The 22,178-nt window shown below is 44.4% G+C and carries 19 protein-coding genes; 13 read left to right on the top strand and 6 right to left on the bottom strand.

The features are described 5' to 3' along the window. Window positions 1–202 precede the first annotated feature (202 nt). The 3 genes from tkt (at window position 203) to EGV92_RS02010 (ending at window position 5,262) form a co-directional block, all read left to right on the top strand. A complete protein-coding gene (gene tkt / locus EGV92_RS02020) occupies window positions 203–2,203 on the top strand; it encodes a transketolase (protein WP_131667540.1) in 2,001 nt (666 codons plus the stop codon). A gap of 450 nt (window positions 2,204–2,653) precedes the next feature. Then, window positions 2,654–4,174, top strand: a complete 1,521-nt coding sequence (locus EGV92_RS02015) for a hypothetical protein (protein ID WP_131667539.1) — start codon at window positions 2,654–2,656, stop codon at window positions 4,172–4,174. Between the two features lie 215 nt (window positions 4,175–4,389). Next, window positions 4,390–5,262 (top strand): nuclease-related domain-containing protein, encoded by an 873-nt coding sequence (locus tag EGV92_RS02010; RefSeq protein WP_131667538.1) that lies wholly within the window; start codon window positions 4,390–4,392, stop codon window positions 5,260–5,262. Between the two features lie 149 nt (window positions 5,263–5,411). On the opposite strand, the gene EGV92_RS02005 is transcribed toward EGV92_RS02010, so the two are convergent. Beyond that, the gene (locus EGV92_RS02005; protein ID WP_131667537.1) at window positions 5,412–7,061 is read right to left on the bottom strand and encodes a GMC family oxidoreductase; all 1,650 of its coding nucleotides are present in this window, start codon (window positions 7,059–7,061) and stop codon (window positions 5,412–5,414) included. Between the two features lie 526 nt (window positions 7,062–7,587). Between EGV92_RS02005 and EGV92_RS02000 the strand changes: the two genes are divergently transcribed. The 3 genes from EGV92_RS02000 (at window position 7,588) to EGV92_RS01990 (ending at window position 9,619) form a co-directional block, all read left to right on the top strand. Then, window positions 7,588–8,280: an O-methyltransferase gene (locus EGV92_RS02000; RefSeq protein ID WP_131667536.1), complete on the top strand. Its 693-nt coding sequence runs from the start codon at window positions 7,588–7,590 to the stop codon at window positions 8,278–8,280. Window positions 8,281–8,371: 91 nt separating this feature from the next. Then, entirely contained in the window at window positions 8,372–9,034 is a 663-nt protein-coding gene (locus EGV92_RS01995) for a class I SAM-dependent methyltransferase (RefSeq protein WP_131667535.1), read from the top strand. Window positions 9,035–9,271: 237 nt separating this feature from the next. Beyond that, window positions 9,272–9,619: a hypothetical protein gene (locus tag EGV92_RS01990; RefSeq protein ID WP_131667534.1), complete on the top strand. Its 348-nt coding sequence runs from the start codon at window positions 9,272–9,274 to the stop codon at window positions 9,617–9,619. Window positions 9,620–9,708: 89 nt separating this feature from the next. On the opposite strand, the gene EGV92_RS01985 is transcribed toward EGV92_RS01990, so the two are convergent. Beyond that, on the bottom strand, window positions 9,709–10,848 hold the full coding sequence (locus EGV92_RS01985; RefSeq protein ID WP_131667533.1) for a M14 family metallopeptidase: 1,140 nt from the start codon (window positions 10,846–10,848) through the stop codon (window positions 9,709–9,711). 447 nt (window positions 10,849–11,295) lie between these two features. Here EGV92_RS01985 and EGV92_RS01980 point away from each other — a divergent pair, with 447 nt between their 5' ends. Further along, on the top strand, window positions 11,296–12,222 hold the full coding sequence (locus EGV92_RS01980; protein WP_131667532.1) for a bestrophin family protein: 927 nt from the start codon (window positions 11,296–11,298) through the stop codon (window positions 12,220–12,222). A gap of 115 nt (window positions 12,223–12,337) precedes the next feature. On the opposite strand, the gene EGV92_RS01975 is transcribed toward EGV92_RS01980, so the two are convergent. Continuing rightward, on the bottom strand, window positions 12,338–13,525 hold the full coding sequence (locus EGV92_RS01975) for a sugar transporter (RefSeq protein WP_131667531.1): 1,188 nt from the start codon (window positions 13,523–13,525) through the stop codon (window positions 12,338–12,340). 265 nt (window positions 13,526–13,790) lie between these two features. On the opposite strand from EGV92_RS01975, the gene EGV92_RS01970 reads away from it, so the two are divergent. From EGV92_RS01970 to EGV92_RS01960, 3 genes are all read left to right on the top strand, one after another. Beyond that, the gene (locus EGV92_RS01970; RefSeq protein ID WP_131667530.1) at window positions 13,791–15,473 is read left to right on the top strand and encodes a phosphoethanolamine transferase; all 1,683 of its coding nucleotides are present in this window, start codon (window positions 13,791–13,793) and stop codon (window positions 15,471–15,473) included. 70 nt (window positions 15,474–15,543) lie between these two features. After that, window positions 15,544–16,236 (top strand): response regulator transcription factor, encoded by a 693-nt coding sequence (locus EGV92_RS01965; protein WP_131667529.1) that lies wholly within the window; start codon window positions 15,544–15,546, stop codon window positions 16,234–16,236. A 72-nt stretch (window positions 16,237–16,308) separates the two neighbouring features. Continuing rightward, on the top strand, window positions 16,309–17,658 hold the full coding sequence (locus EGV92_RS01960) for a sensor histidine kinase (protein WP_131667528.1): 1,350 nt from the start codon (window positions 16,309–16,311) through the stop codon (window positions 17,656–17,658). A gap of 222 nt (window positions 17,659–17,880) precedes the next feature. Here the strand turns inward: EGV92_RS01960 and EGV92_RS14170 are convergent, their stop codons facing one another. Next, window positions 17,881–18,180, bottom strand: a complete 300-nt coding sequence (locus EGV92_RS14170; RefSeq protein WP_242678565.1) for a VIT1/CCC1 transporter family protein — start codon at window positions 18,178–18,180, stop codon at window positions 17,881–17,883. Then, complete coding sequence (locus tag EGV92_RS14165) at window positions 18,177–18,356, bottom strand: VIT1/CCC1 transporter family protein (RefSeq protein ID WP_242678564.1); 180 nt, start codon at window positions 18,354–18,356, stop codon at window positions 18,177–18,179. Before EGV92_RS14165 ends, EGV92_RS14170 begins: the two co-directional genes overlap by 4 nt. A gap of 464 nt (window positions 18,357–18,820) precedes the next feature. Here EGV92_RS14165 and EGV92_RS01950 point away from each other — a divergent pair, with 464 nt between their 5' ends. Beyond that, window positions 18,821–20,056 carry an NnrS family protein gene (locus EGV92_RS01950; protein ID WP_341352794.1) on the top strand — a complete coding sequence of 412 codons (1,236 nt, stop codon included), beginning with the start codon at window positions 18,821–18,823 and terminating at the stop codon, window positions 20,054–20,056. A 178-nt stretch (window positions 20,057–20,234) separates the two neighbouring features. Here EGV92_RS01950 and EGV92_RS01945 read toward each other — a convergent pair whose 3' ends face one another. Then, a complete protein-coding gene (locus EGV92_RS01945) occupies window positions 20,235–20,675 on the bottom strand; it encodes a CopD family protein (protein ID WP_131667527.1) in 441 nt (146 codons plus the stop codon). 124 nt (window positions 20,676–20,799) lie between these two features. Between EGV92_RS01945 and EGV92_RS01940 the strand changes: the two genes are divergently transcribed. Together EGV92_RS01940 and modA are read left to right on the top strand one after the other, a co-directional pair. Beyond that, window positions 20,800–21,270, top strand: coding sequence for an Rrf2 family transcriptional regulator (locus tag EGV92_RS01940; protein WP_131667526.1), 471 nt, complete (start codon window positions 20,800–20,802; stop codon window positions 21,268–21,270). Beyond that, a complete protein-coding gene (gene modA / locus EGV92_RS01935) occupies window positions 21,267–22,142 on the top strand; it encodes a molybdate ABC transporter substrate-binding protein (protein ID WP_242678563.1) in 876 nt (291 codons plus the stop codon). The genes EGV92_RS01940 and modA overlap by 4 nt, the downstream gene beginning before the upstream one ends. Window positions 22,143–22,178 lie beyond the last annotated feature (36 nt).

The following is a 22,178-nucleotide window of genomic DNA, read 5'->3' as shown; positions in this document are numbered from 1 at the left end:
CCTAGCATCATTTGCTAGCGTCTTATGTTAAGCCACCGTAGTGTTATCATTCACGACTTTGAAGGTTTAAATTAAACGCTAAAAGTAGCAAAAACAATCGCACCTACCACCAAGTCAACGCTACTTCATGTTAAAATAATCCGCGATTTCATCCTACTGAACCCCCTTACAATACACTCTCCAACAACTGTTAGGAACTTTTATGTCAACGCCAATTCATGAACGTAAGCTTGCCAACGCCATCCGAGTTCTCTCTTTTGATGCAGTGCAAAAAGCCAACTCAGGCCACCCCGGTGCGCCGATGGGAATGGCGGATATCGCTGAAGTACTATGGCGTAAGTTCCTAAAGCACAATCCTGCGGACCCCAATTGGTTTAACCGTGACCGCTTTGTCTTATCCAATGGTCATGGCTCAATGCTGATTTACTCACTACTGCACCTCTCGGGTTATGATGTCAGTATCGATGACCTAAAAGGCTTTCGTCAGTTGCATTCCAAGACCCCAGGCCACCCTGAATATGGCTATACGCCAGGCGTCGAGACGACAACCGGCCCACTAGGTCAAGGTATCGCGAATGCTATTGGCTTTGCTATCGCAGAGAAGACACTAGCGGCGCAGTTTAACCGTGAAGGTCATAACATCATTGATCACAATACCTATGCTTTTTTAGGTGACGGCTGCTTGATGGAAGGTATCAGCCATGAAGTCTGCTCGCTAGCAGGTACGCTAGGTTTGGGCAAATTAGTCTTCTTCTACGATGACAATGGTATCTCAATCGATGGTGAAGTCGAAGGTTGGTTCACCGATGATACGCAAAAACGCTTTGAGAGCTATGGCTGGCAAGTGATTAAAGTCGACGGTCATGACACTGACGCTATCACCAAGGCTACTGAAGAGGCTGTTAATGAGACCAGTAAGCCAAGCCTTATTATCTGTAAAACCATCATCGGTGTGGGCAGTCCGAACAAACAAGGCAAAGCGGCCAGTCATGGTGCGCCACTAGGCGATGATGAGATTGCCTTGACCCGTGATGAGTTGGCTTGGAAACATGGTCCGTTTGATCTAGATGATGAAATCTATCAGGCTTGGGATGGCAGAGCTAAAGGCGAGGCGCTGCAAAAGAACTGGGAAGCTGACTTTGAAGCTTACAAAAAGGCCTATCCAGAGCTGGCCTCAGAGCTACTACGTCGCCTAAACGGTGAGCTACCTGCTGACTTTGAGCAAAAAGCCAAAGACTACATCCAGCAGTGCCAAGATGAAGGCGTGGACGTTGCCAGTCGTAAAGCCAGCTTTAACGCAATCAATACCTTCCAGCCTATGCTACCAGAGCTACTTGGCGGCTCAGCTGACCTAGCAGGCTCTAACCTCACGCTATTTAAAGACGCTATAGGTATCCAAGACGATGCCTCAGGCAACTATATCTATTATGGCGTTCGCGAATTTGGTATGACCGCCATTGCCAATGGTATTGCCTTGCACGGCGGCTTTATTCCTTACGTTGCGACCTTCCTGATGTTTATGGAATACGCGCGCAACGCCGTACGCATGGGCGCTCTTATGAAGCAGCGCGTCATCCATGTCTATACCCATGACTCTATCGGCCTTGGTGAAGATGGCCCGACGCATCAGCCTGTCGAACAATTGACCAGCCTTCGCACTACACCAAACCTGCACACTTGGCGTCCCTGTGATACCACCGAGTCTGCTACTGCTTGGGTAGAGGCGCTAAAAGCTGACAGCACTCCAACCGCGCTTATCTTTAGCCGTCAAGGTCTGCCACATCAAGACCGCGATAGCGACCAAGTGGCCAACATCGCCAAAGGTGGTTATGTCCTTGCCAAGGAAAAAGGCGAGCTTCAAGCTATCATCATCGCTACTGGTTCAGAAGTCGGTCTTGCGGCCCAAGCGTATGAAACATTAAGCGAGCAGGGTATCGGCGCCCGTGTCGTGTCTATGCCATGTGCTGAAGTGTTCATGAAGCAAGACGCGGACTACCGCGAGTCAGTATTGCCAAGCAATGTCCGCGCCCGCGTCGCTGTTGAAGCCGCCCATGTCGACTACTGGTACAAGTTCGTCGGCCTTGATGGCAAAGTCATTGGCATGACCACTTATGGTGAGTCAGCGCCTGCCAGCGACTTGTACAAAGAGTTTGGTATTACGGCTGAAGCGGTTACCGATGCAGTTAAAAGCTTGGTTAAGTAACAGTCGTAGGCTGTGGCTTTAGCCCAGCAATTAGTCATATTATGATTAGTATTTGAGTTAATCATAGTGCACGAAAAAAGAGCTACTAGAGAAATCTGGTGGCTCTTTTTTTTGGTCTGGAAGTATGGGAGGGAGATATCAATTCCGTGGGTTACCTCCCACGCTACCTTTCAAAATATTGAGTCAATTTCAATGATTTTGTTGGATATTTCAAGCTTCTCCCAACCTACAAGGTTATTGATATTTGGAGTAGTTAAGGAAACATAATAGATTCTGTGAGCAGGCGAGTGTTAGCGCATTGGAATAGGCGCCATTCGATTGGCTTTTGTCATTACATTTAACAGTTTCTTGTTAGCGGAGTCATGATACTATTTCTTTTTAAATCTATTAATTTACTATTAGTTAGCCAGCCGCTAACTAAATATCCAATACCTATAAAATAAGAAAACTATGACAAATCACACTTCCGCTCTTAACTCCCAAAAACCATTCCTTACGCAGTATCAACCCAGCATTGGAACGGTGGTTGTACTAGAAACACTACATAACTTCTTTAACGAAGTATCTAGTCAGACGGTATCTACTGAGTTAGACGATCCGGAAATAGGTCATAGCTTTACTTATGAAAGTCAGATTAGAGAGTGTCATCTCGACTACTCACTAAATAGCATCAAGCGCATTGATAAGTTGTTGTTAAGTATTAAGCAAAGTCTACCTGACTTGACAGAAGATAAGATTCTCTCTTCAGAAGACCCCTTTTATAACGACTCAATGATTAAGTTATTGAGCTATTATTTAGGCGAGTTGATTGGACGAGCTCGCAGAGAAGTGCCGGTCTGGCATTACTGCTCCGAAGCACATTTTATAGGGAATAAGAAAGCACGTACTGACATTATGTCTGTTGAGTTTGACAGTGATTTTCAAGATTTATGCGACTGGTTTATTCCCATACAAATCATTTATCAGGCTTTATTAGCTTCAAATAATTTTGGCGTTTTACCAGCTCAAACAGTTTGGCAAAGTACACTAGATCTGATTCCGCCTCATGTATTGGATGGTGTTGATTTTGACCAACCCTTGCCCCCTGTTCCGACTATGTCATTGTACTTTGATAGGAAAAAAGCATTTGCTAATTTGGACAAAGCGGACTTAGCTTACTTACAAATGATGCCGCCTAGTTGGATGAAAGATGATGCCCTGTATGAACAGCTGAATCAACTAGCAACGCTATACAAAACAGGCAAAGTGGTCTGGGCGCATATTGTGCAAGCCAATGTTATGTTGTTTTCTACTGATGACGTTTATTCTTGTCCTGCTGAAGTTGTATATGACCCCACTGGCCGCACGCCTGTTGCTCATTTAGCAGAGATTGCGCATGAACTTTATGCGCTAAAGAATACTACTCCTGATGCCAATGAGCCTGAGATTTTAGAATACGCTAAGCATATAACAAACGAACGCACTCGAATGGTTGGTTTTGATATACCTAACAGCATTACCCCCTTACCGCTCAAATCCACGACGATGTTTATATGGCGACTGCACTTACCCAATGGCGTATTGACTCAAGCAGCCTTTCCAGTTTTGATTAGTGATACCACTGAAGCTGTTACTGTGCTCCCTGCCAAGTTTTGGGACGAAGCCTATTATAATAAATGGCTCGAAGAGAGTTATATTCGTGCCGATATGTATTATGGCGTTCGCAAGCTTTATGAAAGTGAAAATCCTTGGAAAAAGAACGAAAAATACCTCCGTCCAAAAGTGGCTGAGCTGATTGATACTATTCCTAGCTTAGCCAACGAAATCTCTTTTAGTAGTTATAATCCTATTTCAAACGACATAGACTTTGTTAAAGCATCAATTTATCAGAGTTTGGAAGACAGACAAGAAGAGGGCATAAGCCCTATAAAAATTATAATTGGCGTTCTTATTTTTGTAGCAATATTAAAAATAATTAAGGTTTTTATTTAGATACTTAGGTCATAAGTTATTTGTTGGATCTCCTTTTAATAGACTCTCTACAAGAGCTGATTAAAACTAAAGCTATCCTACGGCAACTGCTCAATTCAATTTTATGACATCTACTAAAGATCTAAGCAGCTACTTAATTTTTTTTAAATAATTTTCATGTACTTTAAATACTTATAGCGTAGTATCTATATAACCTTTCTAAATGAACCTCTGTAATGTCCCTAATGTCCTCCTTCAAAGGCATGCTTGGCGAAGCCGTCATTAATGTCGCCACGTGGCTCATGTTAGACAAAGATGTCTATCACCGAATTAACAGTGTCACCTTGCCACTGCCAGATGGAGGCAGTACCCAAATTGACCACATCATTGTCTCGGTCTACGGTATCTTTGTCATTGAGACCAAGAACTATAAAGGCTGGATATTTGGTAATGAAAAGCAAAGACAGTGGACACAGACGCTAGGCGGTAAGAAATACAAATTTCAAAACCCCTTACGGCAAAATTACCTACACATTAAGACGCTGTCAGATTTATTAGGTTTAGAATTATCGTACTTTCACTCTATGATTGCCTTCATCGGCGACTGTCAGCTTAAGACCCGTGACCAATTACCCGAGCATGTATTAACCAGTGGTATGGTGTCTTACATTAAAAACAAACAAGACGAAATTTTATCAGAAGCGCAAGTTCAGGCCATAGTAGGACAGATTGAAGCGGGGCGCTTTACTAAATCATGGCGTACCAATGCTCAGCATAAAGCCTATGTAAAAGACAAAGTCGCTGGCAAGACTTTAAAAGATAAGGTACCGACAGAGACTTCGAAAAATATAGTTCGAGCCTCCAGTAATTCAGCGGCAAAACCACCAGTATTTATAATCCCATTTGCTATCAATGATTCAGACAACAAGGTTACTCCTGATGAGGATGATAAAAAATTCGCATCACGACCAGAAGAGAATCAAGTAGCATCTCAGCCTGCTTGCCCCAAATGTGGTAGCGATATGATTAGACGTGTCGCCAAGTCAGGTCAGCGTCAAGGGCAGAGTTTTTGGGGTGTTCGCAATTTCCCAAGTGTCGCGGTGTGGTGAATATTGACTCCGAAAAGACGACCTAGTTTAGATTTTGTTAATTGGGCTTAAAAAAGCAAAAGCACCCGTACTAGATACGAGTGTTTTTTTATTATTGGATTAAATATTAACTAGGACCGTTAGTATTACCTAGAGCAGTCAAATACTAACTAAGCCATGACCGCCTGCTCAGTAGGTAGGCTGTTTTGAGAATGCTGCGCCTTAATCATATCAGCGAGCTTCTCACCAATCATAATGGCAGGGGCATTGGTATTGGCACTGATGAGTCTTGGCATAATCGAGCAGTCAGCAACCCGAAGTCCCGTAACGCCGCGAACCTTTAATTCAGGGTCAACGACGGACTGGTCATCAGCGCCCATTCGGCAGGTACCCACCGGATGATAAACGGTATCCGAATTTGTACGCAGGTAATCTTCAAGGCCGTGCTTTTTGATATGAGCGGCAGCGTAGTCTTTTTTGATGTATTTAGCCATTGGCGCTTCTTGCATAATCTCACGAGTGCGCTTTGCCCCATCCATAAATGGCTGAAGGTCGTTAGGGTTAGATAAGAAGTTAGGATCAATCAGTGGTGGATCACTGGCGTCTGTTGAGGCCAGTCGTACCGTACCGCGGCTTTCCGGACGTAGATAACAGCTGTGAATAGAGACTGCATTGCCCCATTTAATATCGCGGCCATGATTAATAACTCGTGAGATAATAAAATGCAGCTGCGTATCCGGCCAGTCCTCGGAGCCACCTTCTTTAGAGGTGAAGAACCCGCCTGATTCACAGAAGTTAGTGGTCAAAATACCAGTACTATCTTTTTTCCAGCGCGACAAGGCTTTAAGGAGCTTGGGAACGGTGCTAAGACCAATACCAAAAACATCCTTAGTATTGACTTCATAGTCGAAGACAATGTCCAAGTGATCTTGAAGGTTGCTACCGACATCCGGCGCATCTTTGATCACTTCAATACCATGCGATTGCAAGTGCTCAGCAGGACCGATACCTGACAGCATAAGCAGCTGCGGTGAGCCAAATGAGCCGCTACAGACGATCACTTCTGAGCGGGCATGAGCCGTGTGCAGTTGACCGTCTTTTTTGTACTCAACGCCCGTAGCGCGCTTGTTTTCAAAGACGATGCGTGAGGCTAGTGCGTGAGTAATGATCGTCAGGTTTTTGCGGTTCTCGACAGGATGGATATAGGCGGCAGCCGATGAGCAGCGCTCCCCGTGCTTACCCTCATGAAAGTGAGTCACTTGATAGAGACCAGCGCCTTTATGCTTTGCTCCATTGAAATCGGGATTGTGCTCCAGCCCATTAGCGATCGCAGCATCGACAAAGGCTTGAGATATAGGCCGTGGACTGAGCAGCTCAGTGACTTGTAAAGGCCCGCTATCACCATGGAACTCGTCTGCGCCGCGGCTGTTGTTTTCAGACTTTTTAAAGTAGGGCAGTACGTCATCATAGCCCCAACCCGTACAGCCAAGCTCTGCCCATTGGTCATAATCTTTAGGGTTGCCACGAGTGTAGACCATAGCATTAATAGCAGATGACCCGCCCAAGCACTGACCGCGAGGTTGAAAGCAGGTACGGTTATTAAGGTGGGCTTGGGGCATGGTGTCAAAGCACCAGTTATTTAATATCTTGGGTTTGCCTGGCACCATAAGAATCAGCCCAGCGGGTACACGAACAGCAAGGTCTTTGCCATCGCCGCCGTACTCTAATAGGCACACATTAATACTAGGATCTTCTGATAAGCGTCCTGCTAAGGCGCATCCTGTTGAACCACCACCCACGATGATATAATCAAATTCCATTTAGAACTCCTTTAGCTTCCATTCTGATTGAACCATATCAATGACTTATTACACCAGTCATTGCTACAAACTACTATCGAGTATAGCGATATCAGCAAAGGTCTACCAATACTAAGAAAATCTAGTCAGTTCAGTGTTTAATTTGCATTCAAGTTATAGGCGTTGATTCACTAAAGGTATAGCTCACCGCTGTATCAGTGAAAGGCAGAGTGATTGGGCTTATTAAATAACTAACACTTTCAAACCAAAACAAATGGTTATTACCATAGTCGACCAAGGTAAGCTTTGGGAGTTCAAGCGTCAAAAATTAAGTCAGTGTTTAGTATTGAAGCACGGAAAAATAAAGTCTAATATTGATAATAAGAATCATTTATTATTGGTTTAATAATCATTTGTTGATAACTTAATAAGACTTAAGGTTTTCGATTGTTTATTGAATCTGCTCTAGCTATTCACAATCAACTATCAGTATCAGATAGGCTGGCCCGTAACGGTCATATCATCGCTGACATGGAATCGTAAGATTATGGCAAAAGTCACTCCCGAGCTATTTCATGTGTTAAATGATCCTAAACTCGAAGCTGTACTGGCCCGTCTTTATAATGAGGCGGTCAAGCAGATTTGGCCGGTAATGTGGCGGTTATTGCCTCAGTTACCGAAGATGATAAGGGGCGGCGCAGATTGGGATAATAAAGATAACGCTTATTATGAGGATAAATATATCCCAATAGTGCCCGCCCAAGGGGCCTTTTTATACATGCAAGCTTGCGCATTAAAGGCTAAAAACATCGTTGAGTTCGGCACATCTTTCGGTATCTCCACCCTATATCTAGCCAAGGCAGCTAAAGACAACGGCGGTAAGGTTATCACCACCGAGTACGTGCCCAAAAAGGCGGCCACCGCGCAGCAGAACTTCGACCAAGCTGGGCTTGCGGACTATATCCAGATTTTAGAAGGTGATGCGCTTGAAACCTTGAAAGAGGTAGAGGGTGAGATTGACTTGGTGTTACTCGATGGCTGGCCGGATTTGGTATTTGAGGTATTTAAATTGCTAGAGCCTAAGCTCAAGACTGGGGCGGTGATCATGGTCGATGATGTAGAAGGCTTTACTCCGGCAATGCAGGACTATCTGGATTATGTGCGCAGCCCTGACAATGGCTATATTTCCAGCGTAGTAAAGCCAGATAAGGGTATGGAATTTACGATAAAAGTAAAATGAGTTAATTGAGCTTACATGTAATCCATTCATATCACTAGATGCTCACTGCCTATTTTTCAAAAATACTAAAAATAGTAAAAGGAATAAAGCGATGCTTGAGCCAGAGCTTCACGAAATAGAACAACAACTGCGCTGCCCAAGCGGCGAGCTGGGGGTCAAATTTGGCCATGAAATGCACGCATCCAATTTAGGTATGACTTTGAGGACCATAGCGCGACTGGATATTCAGGACGGTGAGAGAGTCTTAGAGTTGGGCCATGGGAATTGTGGCCATCTGGCCGAGATTACGGCAATAGCGCCGCACGTTCGTTATGTAGGCCTTGAGACATCAACGCTTATGAAGCAACAAGCAATCAAGCTTAATAAGTCATTAATAGCCAATCATGATATAGCATTTCAGCACTATGACGGGGTGCAAATCCCTTATCCTGATAACAGTTTCGATAAGATATTCTCGGTCAATACGCTGTATTTTTGGTCGCCGGCTCAGGCGCTTAGGGATGAGATAGCGCGAGTGTTAAAACCGAATGGTCTGGCGCTCCTTACTTATGCGCAAAAGCAGTTTATGAAAACTTTGCCATTCGTGGGAGAGATGTTCCAATTATATGACAGTAGCGATGTGGCGCAACTGGTTAAGCATAGCCCATTACAAGTCATTGAGTTCATCGACGAGAATGATAGAGCCAAAAGTAAATCAGGGCAGATGGTCGACAGGCAGTATTCGGTGGCCGTACTGCAAAAGACGAGTAATTGAGGAGCAAGGGCGCGAGATTGAATGGCTAGCCAAGATGCCTTATTCATAGTTTTTGTTGCTTTTTTAGTTTTAGGTAGGACAACTGACCTTCCCAATCACACAACTGCGCTTCAACCTGACTGCATTACTTATTAGTAGACTCAGAGAAAGGCAAAGAGTTATAAATAAAGCTATGGCTAACCTAAAAAGGGAAAATCCTGAGTATAGTTTTAATGCAATCTATGGAGTTAAAGAACTATGTCAGTATTGGGTATGATAGATATAGACAATCAAATAAATGCTAATGAAAAAAAATTTATGTTTCCTATTGCTTTCGAGAGAGTATATAAAAACTATTGGTATAAATTTGCTGAGGAAAACGATCTGTATTGGCTTAAATTTTTTCTATATGGTATTGAGGTGGAAAAATCTAGCTTTGATGCAGTAAGAAAAGAGTTAAATTTATTTCGAGATTTTTTATTAAAAGGAGAGGATCTCTATTATTTATCTGAAAGAAAGTATATTCTTTCCCGAATTGAGTTGTTTCTTGAGAAGCTTGATGACGCAGAACAACTCAGAGATGATATCGTTTTATATATTGGTTAGATTGTAAGTTAAATGAGTTTAAGTTAATTAAAAGCCACGACTCTCAATGAATCGTAGCTTTTTTTATTTCTCTATGCGAATAGTCACATTTACCGTAATTCATCAACGACCGCCAACATAGCCACCAAGGAAGCTTCCCCTAATTTAATAGAACGCTCTGGTGACCAACCTGTATCAGCGTCAGGGATATTATCATTATCTTTAAACGGCATCTCTAGGGTATTGGCAAGGCAGTCAAAACGCTCAGCCACCCAGTGAGTGGCGATGGTCATATTCGCCTCACCCGGCGCGTCAACAGCATAACCAAACTCAGTCTGAAAATCGGCACAGGCCAGCTTTAACACTTCTGAGAATCTATCTCGTAGTCGGGCGAGGCGGTCATTGTAGCTGGGCGTCCCTTGAGAGCCAGCGAGAAACACGTAGGGCAGGGCTTCATCACCGTGCACATCATAAAATAGATCGACCCCAGTCTCTTCCATCTTATTAATGACATGGAATACCTCAGGGCTTCTATCTAAGCTTGGGTTTAACCACTCGCGGTTTAAATTGGCCCCGACCGCATTGGTACGGAGATGACCGCGCACGCTACCATCGGGATTCATATTAGGGACAATATAGAAGTTCGCTTTCTCTAATAATGATCTACCGGTGGCATTATCACTGTCTAACAAACTATGTAGTAGGCCTTCGACCAGCCATTCAGCCATCGTCTCACCCGGATGCTGACGCGCAATGATCCAAATATTGCGTTTATTCGCAGCGCTATTGCTATCTTCATCAGCAACTTTGACTAACGTTAAGTCGCGTTTATCGAGAGTCGCCCCTAAATGCTCTAAGGTTACTAATGGGTGCGTTTGTACCGCCGCTAATAAATCTTGATGACGCTCGTAACTGTAAGGCGCAAAATAAGCGATTTGGATGGTGTCACATTGCATATCGACGGTTATGGTTAGCTTGCCATCTTGATAAGAGGTGGGCAATCGGAACCAATACTCACGGTCGTATGAAGCCACTGCTTGATAATCCTCCCAGCCATCAGGGTACGACGCTGCCCCTGCATTCATAATGTTAAGGACATATTGCTCGCCAATCTGACCTGATAGGCGAAAGTTAAACCACTGAAAAAACTCGCCACCAAAGTCTGGGCGAATGGCCAGCTGGATATCTTGCTTATCTTCTAAACTAATAACCTCAATATTACCCGCATCGAAATTAGCAGTGATGTGCATGAGCTTTCCTTAATGAGCTTGTATAAATATAAAATAGTTCTATAGCTAGGTAACCCAAGTGTAGACCAAGGGCAGTAGCTGAGAAATTACCTACCAAACCATTAGAGAACTACTTGGATGGGGGGAGGGACAGGTAATAAGTAGCCGCTATCTATATTTTAGAGTTGTTGGTTTGTTTTATCTATTATAGTCTGCCTACTATAATCCTCAATAGGTTTAGGTAAGCTGATATCGAGACCTACGGCTATCGCCTATCTAACTAACCACAGTGCATATTTATTCTAAAAATGGTTAGTGGTATATTGTCAGCCCGTAAAATACCAATCCTAAAAGATAGCCTTACTCCTCACTCAGTAGCCTCATGCCATTCAGTAGCCTCATCTCCTATTGATTGACTTCGATGACTCCTTTGTTACTGCACTTACATTCTCTCACTAGGAGGCTGACATGATTGTTCGGCATAGACCAAATGCTTTTAAGATGTTATTTACCTTGCATGGGTCAATTATTCCTAAGATTTTTCCACAGATTCTGCTCATCACTTTGCTTAGTACCCTAATATCGACTGTCCAGCACTGGTACCCAAGGTCTTTTGCGTCGTTTGGCTCAGCGCCTTTTACTTTATTGGGCATTGCACTATCGCTGTTTCTTGGCTTTCGCAATAATGCCAGCTATCAACGCTGGTGGGAGGGGCGGACACTGTGGGGGCAGCTGGTGGTAGATACTCGTAGCTTGGCGCGTCAAGCCATCTCGTTTATAGATGAGACCACTGACAGAGGGAAGATCAGTCAACGGCGTATTATAGAGCTGAGTATCGCTTTTACCCATGCTTTGCGTCACCGCCTTCGAGATACTGAGCCTTGGGAGGACATAGATCGATGGGTGGCATCAGAGCATCACCAAGCCCTGCATGAGGCAACCAATGTACCCGAGTATCTGCTTAGACTATTGGGTAAAGAGCTTGGATGTATTAGGCAGAAGCGCCTAGTATCAGAGCACATGCTGCAAAATATGGACGAGCGGGTCACCTCTATGACGTTGGTATTATCGGCATGTGAGCGTATTCACTATACGCCACTGCCCTTTGCATATACGCTATTGGTCCATCGTACGACTTATCTGTATTGCTTCATGTTGCCTTTTGGACTAGCGTCTTCTCTTGGCTGGGCCATGCCTTTGATTAGTGCGGTTATTGCCTATACCTTTTTTGGGCTGGATACTCTGAGTGAAGAGTTGGAAGATCCTTTTGGCTTGGCGGCCAATCAGCTGCCACTAACGACACTATCGCGAACTATTGAGATCAACCTGTTAGAGGCGTTAGGCGAGAGCGAGCTACCACCTGCTATAACTCCTAAGGATGGTTACCTACAATAAGTAGCAACGCACCTTTCCTTTACTGGGTAACGGTTCATCAAATGGGTATTTATGAAACGTTTTTTGCGTGTGATAATCTATAGTCATTAGCTTAAATAAGCAGAACCCCAAGCGCTTAGCGCAAGGCCACAAAGCGCCGCACCATAAATATCATCAATAGCAAAGCCACGCTAGCGACGCCTGCCCCCACAAACCCTACGCTCGATAAAGAAGCATGAGCGACGGTATAGCCACCAAGCAATGCTCCAGCGCCAATGCCAAGATTGATAATTCCTGAGAACATCGACATCACCATATCCTGCGCTTTTAAATCAATCATAATGACCTTGGCCTGAACGGCGAGCAACAGCATCATCAAGACAGCGCCCCAGATGAGCGCCAGTATGGTGAGCGACCATATCGAGGTCACCGCTAGCGTGAGCGTAAGCAACGATAGGAGCAGCAATATGCTAGCGATCACCATCAGCGCTTTATTATACCTATCCCCCCAATAGCTAAACAGCACACTACCAATAATCCCTGCGCCGCCGAATATCAATAGTACCAGCGTGGCTTCATTGGCACTGATTGAGCCGACTTCACGCATAAAGGGTTCGATATAAGAGTAAGCGGTATAGTGCGCAGTAAACACTACAAAGCAGAACAAATACAGACAGACTAATAGAGGGTTTTTGAGCAACTCAGGCACTTTTTTGATAGAGCCATCAAACATGCTAGGCAGGGTAGGTAGGAGCTTGGCTTGTAGTATACAAACGGCAAAGGCAATCGCTCCTATACCCGCAAATGTTGCACGCCAGCCAAACCATTGGCCTACCAGCCGACCTAGTGGCACTCCTAATACCATCGCCAATGAGGTTCCTGTCGCTAGGATACTCAGCGCCAAGGCTTTTTTGCCCTCTGGTGCGACCCGAAGCGTTATCGCAGCGGTAATCGACCAAAATATGGCGTGGGATAGGGCAATTCCCACTCTACTAATTAAGAGGATCTGAAAATTCCATGCCACGACGGACAGCACATGGCTGATAATAAAGACCGCAAATACCGTTAAAAGTAAGCGCTTACGCTCCATCTTGCCAGTCAGTAGCATGAGCGGTAATGACATGGCAGCCACAATCCACGCATAAAGCGTCAGCATCCAGCCGGTCTGCGCGGTAGTAATAGCAAAGTCTTTGGCGATGTCACTTAACAACGCGACTGGGACGAACTCTGTGGTATTGACCACAAAGGCGCTGATGCCCATTAAGATCATTTGGAAATATTGTAGCTGGCGAGTATTAGGGGCGGGCTGCGGGCTAGGGGTCATAATCTCAACTTTAAAAGAACGCTATTCTAGCAAGATACTTATGGAGAGTGGTATCTCAGATTAAGTATTAAGAAATTATAAGGATAGCGAAGTAAGATACAACGCATAAGGTGTCTTGCCTTCACCATGTCTGCGATAGCAAATGTTTGCTAGTAGGCGCTTCTATAAAGTAGCACCTCTTTCCACTGCGCTTAACATTTTCTTAACGGGCTTCTTGTTATCTTCTCCAGCTATTTTATTCCTAGTTGTTTAGAAGCTGTCTACGATGAGTCAAACCAAGCCCCTCTCTAAGCACACTAAATATGGTGTGTTACCTAAAGACATCAATCACAACCTACTGGTCGGCATCACCGCGCTCTATTTAGTCGCTACGGCTAACTTGGGTTTTTTTGCTCAAGTATTAGCGGTGTATCCTTTTGCCACTAATTTTGGCTTTATCATATCGATGATAGGGTTATTATTTGGTCTGTTCTGGCTGCTGTTACAGTTGCTATGTTACCGGCTTACGACAAAAGCAGTATTGATTGCGATGGTTATGATTGCCGCAATTTGTGGTTATTTTACGGACAGCTATGGCACGATATTTGATAGCAATATGCTCATCAATGGCCTGCAGACCGACCAAGCTGAAGCGATGGATTTAATTGCGCCCAGCTTTATCGTTCGCGTGTTACTGGTAGGTGTAGTGCCTGCCATAATCATAGCAAAGCTACGACTTAAGCGAGTGCCCGTCAAGCGAGCAACGCTTCAGAAAATCATTACTTTGCTAGCCGCTATTGCACTGGCTGCGGTATGTATACTGCCTTTTGGTGACCAATACGCAAGCTTCTTTCGTCAGCACAAGCAAGTACGCTATTACACCAATCCAGTCACCCCAATATACTCTGTGATAAAACTGGCAAAAGATAGCTTTGATGATTGGCGCCGTCCAGACACCATGACGCCACGTGCCACAGATGCCAAAAGGACGGTCTCCAGCTTAGCCAAGCCGAAGCTCATGGTATTTGTCGTGGGAGAGACGGTACGAGCTGATCATGTCGGTCTTAATGGCTATAGTCGCAATACTACGCCGCTATTGAGCAAGCAGCAAGATGTCTATAGCTATAAAGAGGCTACTTCTTGCGGGACTTCTACGGCTTATTCTGTCCCGTGTATGTTCAGTTATATGGACCGTAATAATTACAATATGGATGAGGCTAATTATCAGGAAAATGTGCTGGACACCCTAAGCCAACAAGGTATCCATGTCATCTGGCGAGATAATAATTCTAGCTCAAAAGGGGTGGCGGATAGAGTGGTGTATCAGGAGTTTAAGTCGCCAGATACTAATCCTGATTGTGATGAAGAGTGCCGAGATATGGGCATGTTGGCTGGTTTTGATAAGTTGATCGCTGACCCACCTAAGCCTGCAAGTACAGTCTCTGACAATAGTGTAGACTCTGTAAATAAAGACATGCTTATCATATTGCATCAAATGGGCAATCATGGTCCGGCTTATTACAAGCGCTATCCTAAAGCGTTCGAGCTATATACCCCAGTCTGTATGAGCAATGAGCTATCAAAGTGTGATACGCAGTCGGTAATCAATGCGTATGATAATGCTGTTGTCTATACTGATTATTTCTTAAATTCAGTTATCGAAGCGCTTAAGAAGTACCAAGACTCTTATGATGTTGTCATGGTATATATGAGTGATCACGGGGAGAGCTTGGGTGAAAATAATATCTATCTACATGGGCTGCCGTATAAAGTCGCACCCGAATCGCAAAAGCACGTACCGCTGATCATTTGGTCACCTGCTAATGGCCCTATTGACGCGGGTAGTATTGAAGCTCAGTTAAATCAGCCAGTATCCCACGACGGTATAACCCCTACCTTATTGAGCTTTTTTGGTATTACTACAGAAGAGACGGTGGACAAACCGGCCTTTTTTAAACTGAGGTCCTAAAGCCTATAATAGATATCTGGTTTTTATAAAATCACCCGCTTTTTACCATAGCTTGTATCAGAGTAGCACCATGCATAAGATTTTAATTATTGAAGACAATCCAGATATCGTGGCCAATATTTATGCTTTTTTTGAGGCAAAAGGCTTCGAGATCGATAATGCTCATAATGGTAAAAGTGGCTTGGCATTGGTCTCGACTAACCGCTATGACGTCATACTATTGGACGTCATGCTACCAGGAATGGACGGGATCAAAATATGCAGAACATTGAGAGAGGAGTTTTATAACAAGACGCCTATTTTGATGCTGACAGCCCGCGATACTATAGCAGATAAAGTGGTAGGCTTTGAAAGTGGCGCTGACGATTATCTGGTCAAGCCTTTCTCATTGGTAGAATTAGAGGCTCGAATAAAGGCGCTGATTCGCCGATATGATAATGACCATTTTTGCGCGCACATAGAGGTCGGTCCGTTATCATTAAACTTGGATGAGCACACCGCCAAGCGGGAACAAACGACCATCAAGCTTACCCCAACTGGGTTTAAAATATTGCAGGTGTTAATGACGGCATCGCCGCGGGTAGTGAGTAAAGCAGAGCTTGAAGAAAAGGTCTGGGGTCAAGACATTCCGAGTAGTGATGCCCTACGCACTCACTTGCATAGTATCCGTCAGCAAGTAGACAGACCCTTTGCCCAGCCGATGATAATCACCGTGACTGGTGTGGGGTATCAGATTATCGAGCCTCATTTGCAAGCTGAATGAATGTGCCAGACAGATAAGATATAGGACGGGCCTTAATGATTGCGACGATTACGGTATGGATTGAATTATAGAATGCTCAATCTTGATTCAATCGCTAATAAATTTCGCTTATCGTACTTTATATTCGCGGTACTACTGTGTGCGACGTTCGTCGGTATCTTTTACACAGCAGAAGGTCAAATTGAAAAAGCCTTGGTTAAAAGTCGGCTAATTCAGCAGCTACAACTGAGTCAAGAGGCTGATGGCAACCAAGCTATCTATACCACCAACTCTGGTATTACCATTTATCAATTTGGCAGTGCGCCTGCTGAATTGCAAGAGCTGGCCACCTCGATGGTTCAAGAGATGCCGGTTATCGTTAATCAGCAAGACAATGAGTTGCACTTTTTTACCTATGAGCAAGCTGGTCAACGCTATATCATGACCTATTTAGAAAACAGCGAAGTGGATAATTCGGACTATCCTGTCTTAGCTATCTTTGAGCACTTTGAAAGTATATTTTATACTGCACTGTGGGTTGCCGTTGCTATGAGCCTGCTCATCGCCTTTTTATTTTCCTACCTGTCCTCTAAAGCCATTATTAAACCTTTATTGGACTTAAAACAAGCTGTCGAGAGCGACCATCAAAACTTAACTGAGCTTACCCACCTGCCCTCAGAGGTAGGCGTGCTAGCTCGCACCATTGATGAAAAAAACAATAAATTAGCCGACTATCTGAAACGTGAACAGCTGTTTACCGGCGATGTGAGCCATGAGCTGCGGACCCCTTTGACAATCATCATGGGCGCAGCCGAGGTATTGTCCTCACAACTGCCTGAGGGCAGTAAGCTTAATGAATTTACCAATCGTATTAATACCACAGCAAAAGAGACGTCAGGGATTATCACAGCCCTATTATTATTATCTCGCGCTCCAGAAAAGCTAGACGCCCCCGTTACCTCTATTAATAATATTGCGACTAGTGAGGTTAATCGCCTTAGCTACTTGCTACGCTTTAAGCCCGTCAGTTGCAAGATAGTGGCCGAGCGAGAATATACGGCAAATGTAAGACCTGAGTTGCTCAAAATGGCGCTGGGCAATCTTATCAAGAATGCCTTTCAATATACGGATGAAGGTGAAGTCACCCTCACTATCGATAAACAAACCATAACAGTAGCAGACTCAGGGGTAGGTATCTCAAATGAGATGATGCCACTGCTGTACAAGCGCTTTGAGCGTGGCATGGAGAATATATCGGCGGTTATGCCTGATAGTAATGAACAGTGTAATAAGAGTGAGGCTCAGCTTAGTGCTATCATTGAAGGTAGCGGCCTAGGCCTTAGTATCGTGCAACGCATCATGACGCATCTAGGCTGGAGGCTGATCCATCAAACCAACGAGTCAGGTGGCAGTACGTTTACTATTCACTACCGGTCTGGATAAGCGGTGCTCATTGAGCTATCGGATTAATCGCACGTTTTTTTGGGTTTTTGGTGGGGAATATGAAAGCTGCAATACCACAAGCTATCCATCAAGACAGTAACACAGACACTAGCGCATGATTAAAAAAGTGATCTGCAACGCTCATGTTATAAAGTCCCCTCCATCCCAGCACACTGACTGCTAAGATTATTCTGTCCTTATCAAAGTAAAACCAGCCATTATTCAATGTAATGTCGAAACAGTGACGCCAAATAAGCGGCCAATTAATGAGGTGGCAAGCATCGCTAATATTCCCCAGATTACGACGCGTGAGGTAGCAGGCATGATAGGCGCACCACCTAGCTTTGCTGAGGCGATACCTAGGATAATTAGCCCTACCAAAGTTAGGATTGCCAATGACCAAATCATGCAGGGCATGGGTAATAATAATATACCGATAATGGGGATAATAGCGCCAATCATGAATGACAACGCGGAGGTTACGGTCGCTTGAAAAGGTCTGGCTTGGCTACCTTCAGTCAAGCCAATCTCGTCTCGAGCGCGTTATGCCGCGTCAGAGCGACAGCGACTTGATGAACAAGTGTAGGACCAAGACCACGTTGTTCATAGATTCGCGTTAGCTCAATAAGCTCACGGTCCGCATTATTACTTAGCTCATATTGTTCTTTTATCAAGTCAGCCTTTGCAATAAAAGCCATTTGCCAGAGCGCGCGTAGCTCACTGGAAATTTAGACAAGCCATTTATTGACTTTGTCGATTAATCATTATCAGTTTTGAGACTAACAGCTGGCAATGATAAAGACAGCACGGCGTGGGGTAGGTCATATAAACTTTATAGCGTATAAGGGCTTAACGCTTAGTTATTGAGACGGATGTTTTATGACGCTGATGGTTAGCTAGGTCAATCTTTATAATGTTGTAGACAATATAAGTATATTCTCTACAAGACTTGCTTTGACTGACAAAAATCGCGCTCATTTGAAGCCTTATAAGCTAATAGAGGTGGCGCGCTAACAGAAGGTATGTTCTAAGAGAATCACAGCATGACTAAACGAACGTCATTTGATCTGAGTGCAAATTACTTACTAGGCTTCTAGAGGCTAATGTATTATAATTTATACATAAACATTCATTTTAAATATACCTTTAAGCCAGAGGCGCTATGATGCTGCAAATTCAGTCTCCCAGTGATCGACCAACGTCACCGCATGCTATCTTAAATCTTGCCTTTCGTATCTTCTTTAGTGGTGGAGCAGTGTTTGCCATTGTGACAATGCTGTTGTGGGTATTTGTGTTCATGGGCAAGACTGAGATCGATGTCATGACCATTAACCCACTTTATTGGCATGCTCATGAGATGCTATATGGCTACACGATGGCGATTATTGCCGGCTTTTTGCTGACGGCGGTTAAGACTTGGACTGGGGTTATGATGCCTTATGGTTATCGTCTGCTGGGTATATTTAGCTGTTGGCTGTTGGCGCGGTTCGGTTGGATTGCTGTGGGCGTAGGCGTAGGAAGCCCCAAGCATTGGTTAGCCATAGCGGCAATATTTGATTTGCTCTTTATGCTGTGGAGTGCCGGCGTGATTACCCAAGCAGTTATGAGCGTCAAGCAATATAAACAGATGGGGATTATCTCTAAATTGACCTTGCTAACTATCGGCAATGGCCTGTGCTACTGGGGTATATATAGTGGCAATATGGAGTACGTCCGCATTGGGGTTTATCTCGGTCTTTATCTTATCCTTGGTATTGTACTGACGATCGGCCGCCGCGTAGTACCGTTCTTTATCGAGCGGGGCATTAGCTTTGACGGTGATAAAGAAGTGCAGGTTAAAAACAGCCGCGTACTTGATGTGCTGAGTTTGTTGACCTTCTTGGTATTTTTGATCGTTGATGTCTTCTATCCCAATAAATATCTGCTTAGTATGAGCGCCTTGGGCGTAGGCTTGGTCAATGTCATTCGCTTATTAGGCTGGTATCATCGCGGTATTTGGCAAAAGCCATTGCTTTGGTCACTGTACTTAGCATTTTTGGGCATGTGTTTGGCCTTTGCCTTATTTGCGATTCAGCCGTGGTTAGGCTTTAGCCATAGCCTTGCTGTTCATGCCTTAGCTATCTCAGGGGTGGGTATGATGACGGTTGCTATGATGTCGAGGGTATCCTTAGGCCATACGGGTCGTAGTATTCATCAGCCACCAAAAGCGGTCGTCGCGATGTTTGTATTAATGGGGTGTGCTTTTGTCTTTCGGGTTTTGCTACCGCTAGTTGCTATGGATTATTACACCATGTGGTTGATGATAGCGCAGTCGGCTTGGATACTCTGCTTTGTATTATTCTGCATTACCTATATCCCGATATTGTCAAAACCAAGACCAGATAAGCTATTTGGTTAATAGTGCTAAGAGGCATTAACGGTCTATAGAGTGGCTGGGAATAATTATTCGACCCTTATTCGATCTCAGTCACTTTATGAGTTTGTATCAAGGGAAGTATAAGGTTATTAGAGCGCAGTTATTGGTTTACGATAGTATTTTATAAGCTAATTTATGCTTGAGCTAACTGCTGTATTTGTTAACCAAGCCCAGTGCGAAATAGACTGCCCACAATGACGAAGCCTACGGACAAGGCAGTGACAGTAAAGATGTGGGCTGCGAACCAATTAAGTGAGCTGTCTTGAAGGGTGGGGATGACGCGAAAGCGAGCATGAAGCGCAACGATAATTGTCGTCAGGAGTATTGCCAGCTTCAGACTGATTAACATACTAATATCATTGTTTAAGGTGAACCAAGAGTGGACATCTGGCAGCATTCTGTGCGCCATCCACAAGCCGGTTACTACTTGGATAGCCAAGGCTGGCATGCCAACTTTTTCGAATTGACTTTCAAAAGCGATCAAAGTCTCGATGTGGCGGCTAATCAGCACCTTGGGAAGAACACCAATCGCTAATATTAAGTGGCCACCGGTCCAGATAGTTGCCGCTAATAAATGCGCGATTAAAAGGTAATTGAGCATAAAGCTTAAGTCTCGGAGTAGCTATTAATCAATGGTTTATTATAACATTCATTTGAAATATGGCATTATATACTCATCTTTTAATCCATTTTATTGGATATAAACTCCAGTCTATAGGATTCTTATGCGCTTAACCAACTATAGCGATTACGCGCTCCGCACTCTAATGTATTTGGCAGTGATGCCTGACGCGACTAAACTTGCCACCATCAGCGAGATAGCGGACAGTTATCAGATATCGAAGAGTCACTTAACGAAAGTTATTCATCAATTGGCCCAGTTAGGATTTATTGAAAGTGTCCGTGGGAAAAATGGCGGTATTCGCTTAGGTCGTCCTGCCGAACAGATTAATCTTGGCGATGTGGTTCGACAAACTGAACCGGACTTTGATGTTGTGCCTTGTTTTGAAGTCATGAATAAGACCGCAGATGCTGGCCAAAAAGAGCGTATAGGCGCGCCCTGTGCTATTCAGCCAGCTTGCCGGTTAAAGCGAATCTTCAGAGAAGCCACAATAGCTTTTATAGCCGTAATGGATGGCTATACATTGGCGGACATTGTCCAAAATGAACAGATGCTTTGGGAGTTATTGAAGTGAGTTACCGTTTTAGATCTAAAGTTTTAACAGGGGCGATTATAGCGAGTAGTGTGGCGCTGATATCTTGTAGTGATCAAAGTCAAGCTAAGCGCACGCTTGCAGATTCTGCTTCAGCGAATGAGGGTGCTGTATTGCACATTGCTGCTGCAGCTAACCTTGCCGATGTCTTACCCCTCATTATTGACGATTATAAAGCTGAGCATCATTCATCCGTGCAAGATATAGAGGTAACCTATGGCTCATCAGGGAAACTATTTGCCCAAATTCAGGCGGGTGCGCCCTATGATCTGTATCTGGCTGCCAATCAAGACTATCCTGCCAAGCTCATCCAAGAGCGGGGGCAAAATACTCCAGCGCGGCAGCCCTTTACTTATGCTCGAGGACAATTGGCACTATATAGTGTGACGCAATCTCAACCTATCGGCCCGTTAAGCCAGACTTCGTTGACTGCTATTATTAATTCGCAGCCGACGAGTAAGATCGCTATCGCTAATCCAGAGCTTGCACCGTATGGCGCATCCGCCAAAGCTTACCTTGAGTCGCAGCAGCTCTATCAAGATTTAACCGCCCAAAAGCGGATAATCCAAGCTGAAAATATCGGTCAGACCTTTCAGTATACGCACACGGGTAATGTCGATTATGGCTTTGTGGCACAGTCGCAGGTAGTGGCAGTTAAGGCGCCCGATTCGCAGTTTGCGACCTTACCTGCAGACGCCTATCCACCAATCTTGCAAGATGGCGTAGTCATCACTGAGTCGTCTAGTGCTGCCGACTTTGCAGAGTATTTACAATCTGAGGCAGGTCAACAGCAATTTGCACGAGCAGGGTATCTGCCTGTTCAGCAGTCCTCAGAATCGGTAGCGGTTCAGTAGGCAGTCAAGTAGACTATAGCGACCACCCACTGACAT

Source organism: Psychrobacter pygoscelis, assembly GCF_004335015.1.
GTDB classification, from domain to species: Bacteria; Pseudomonadota; Gammaproteobacteria; order Pseudomonadales; family Moraxellaceae; genus Psychrobacter; species Psychrobacter pygoscelis.
The sequence above is the reverse complement of the archived record's forward strand: the minus strand, read 5'-3'. Positions and strand labels throughout refer to the sequence as shown.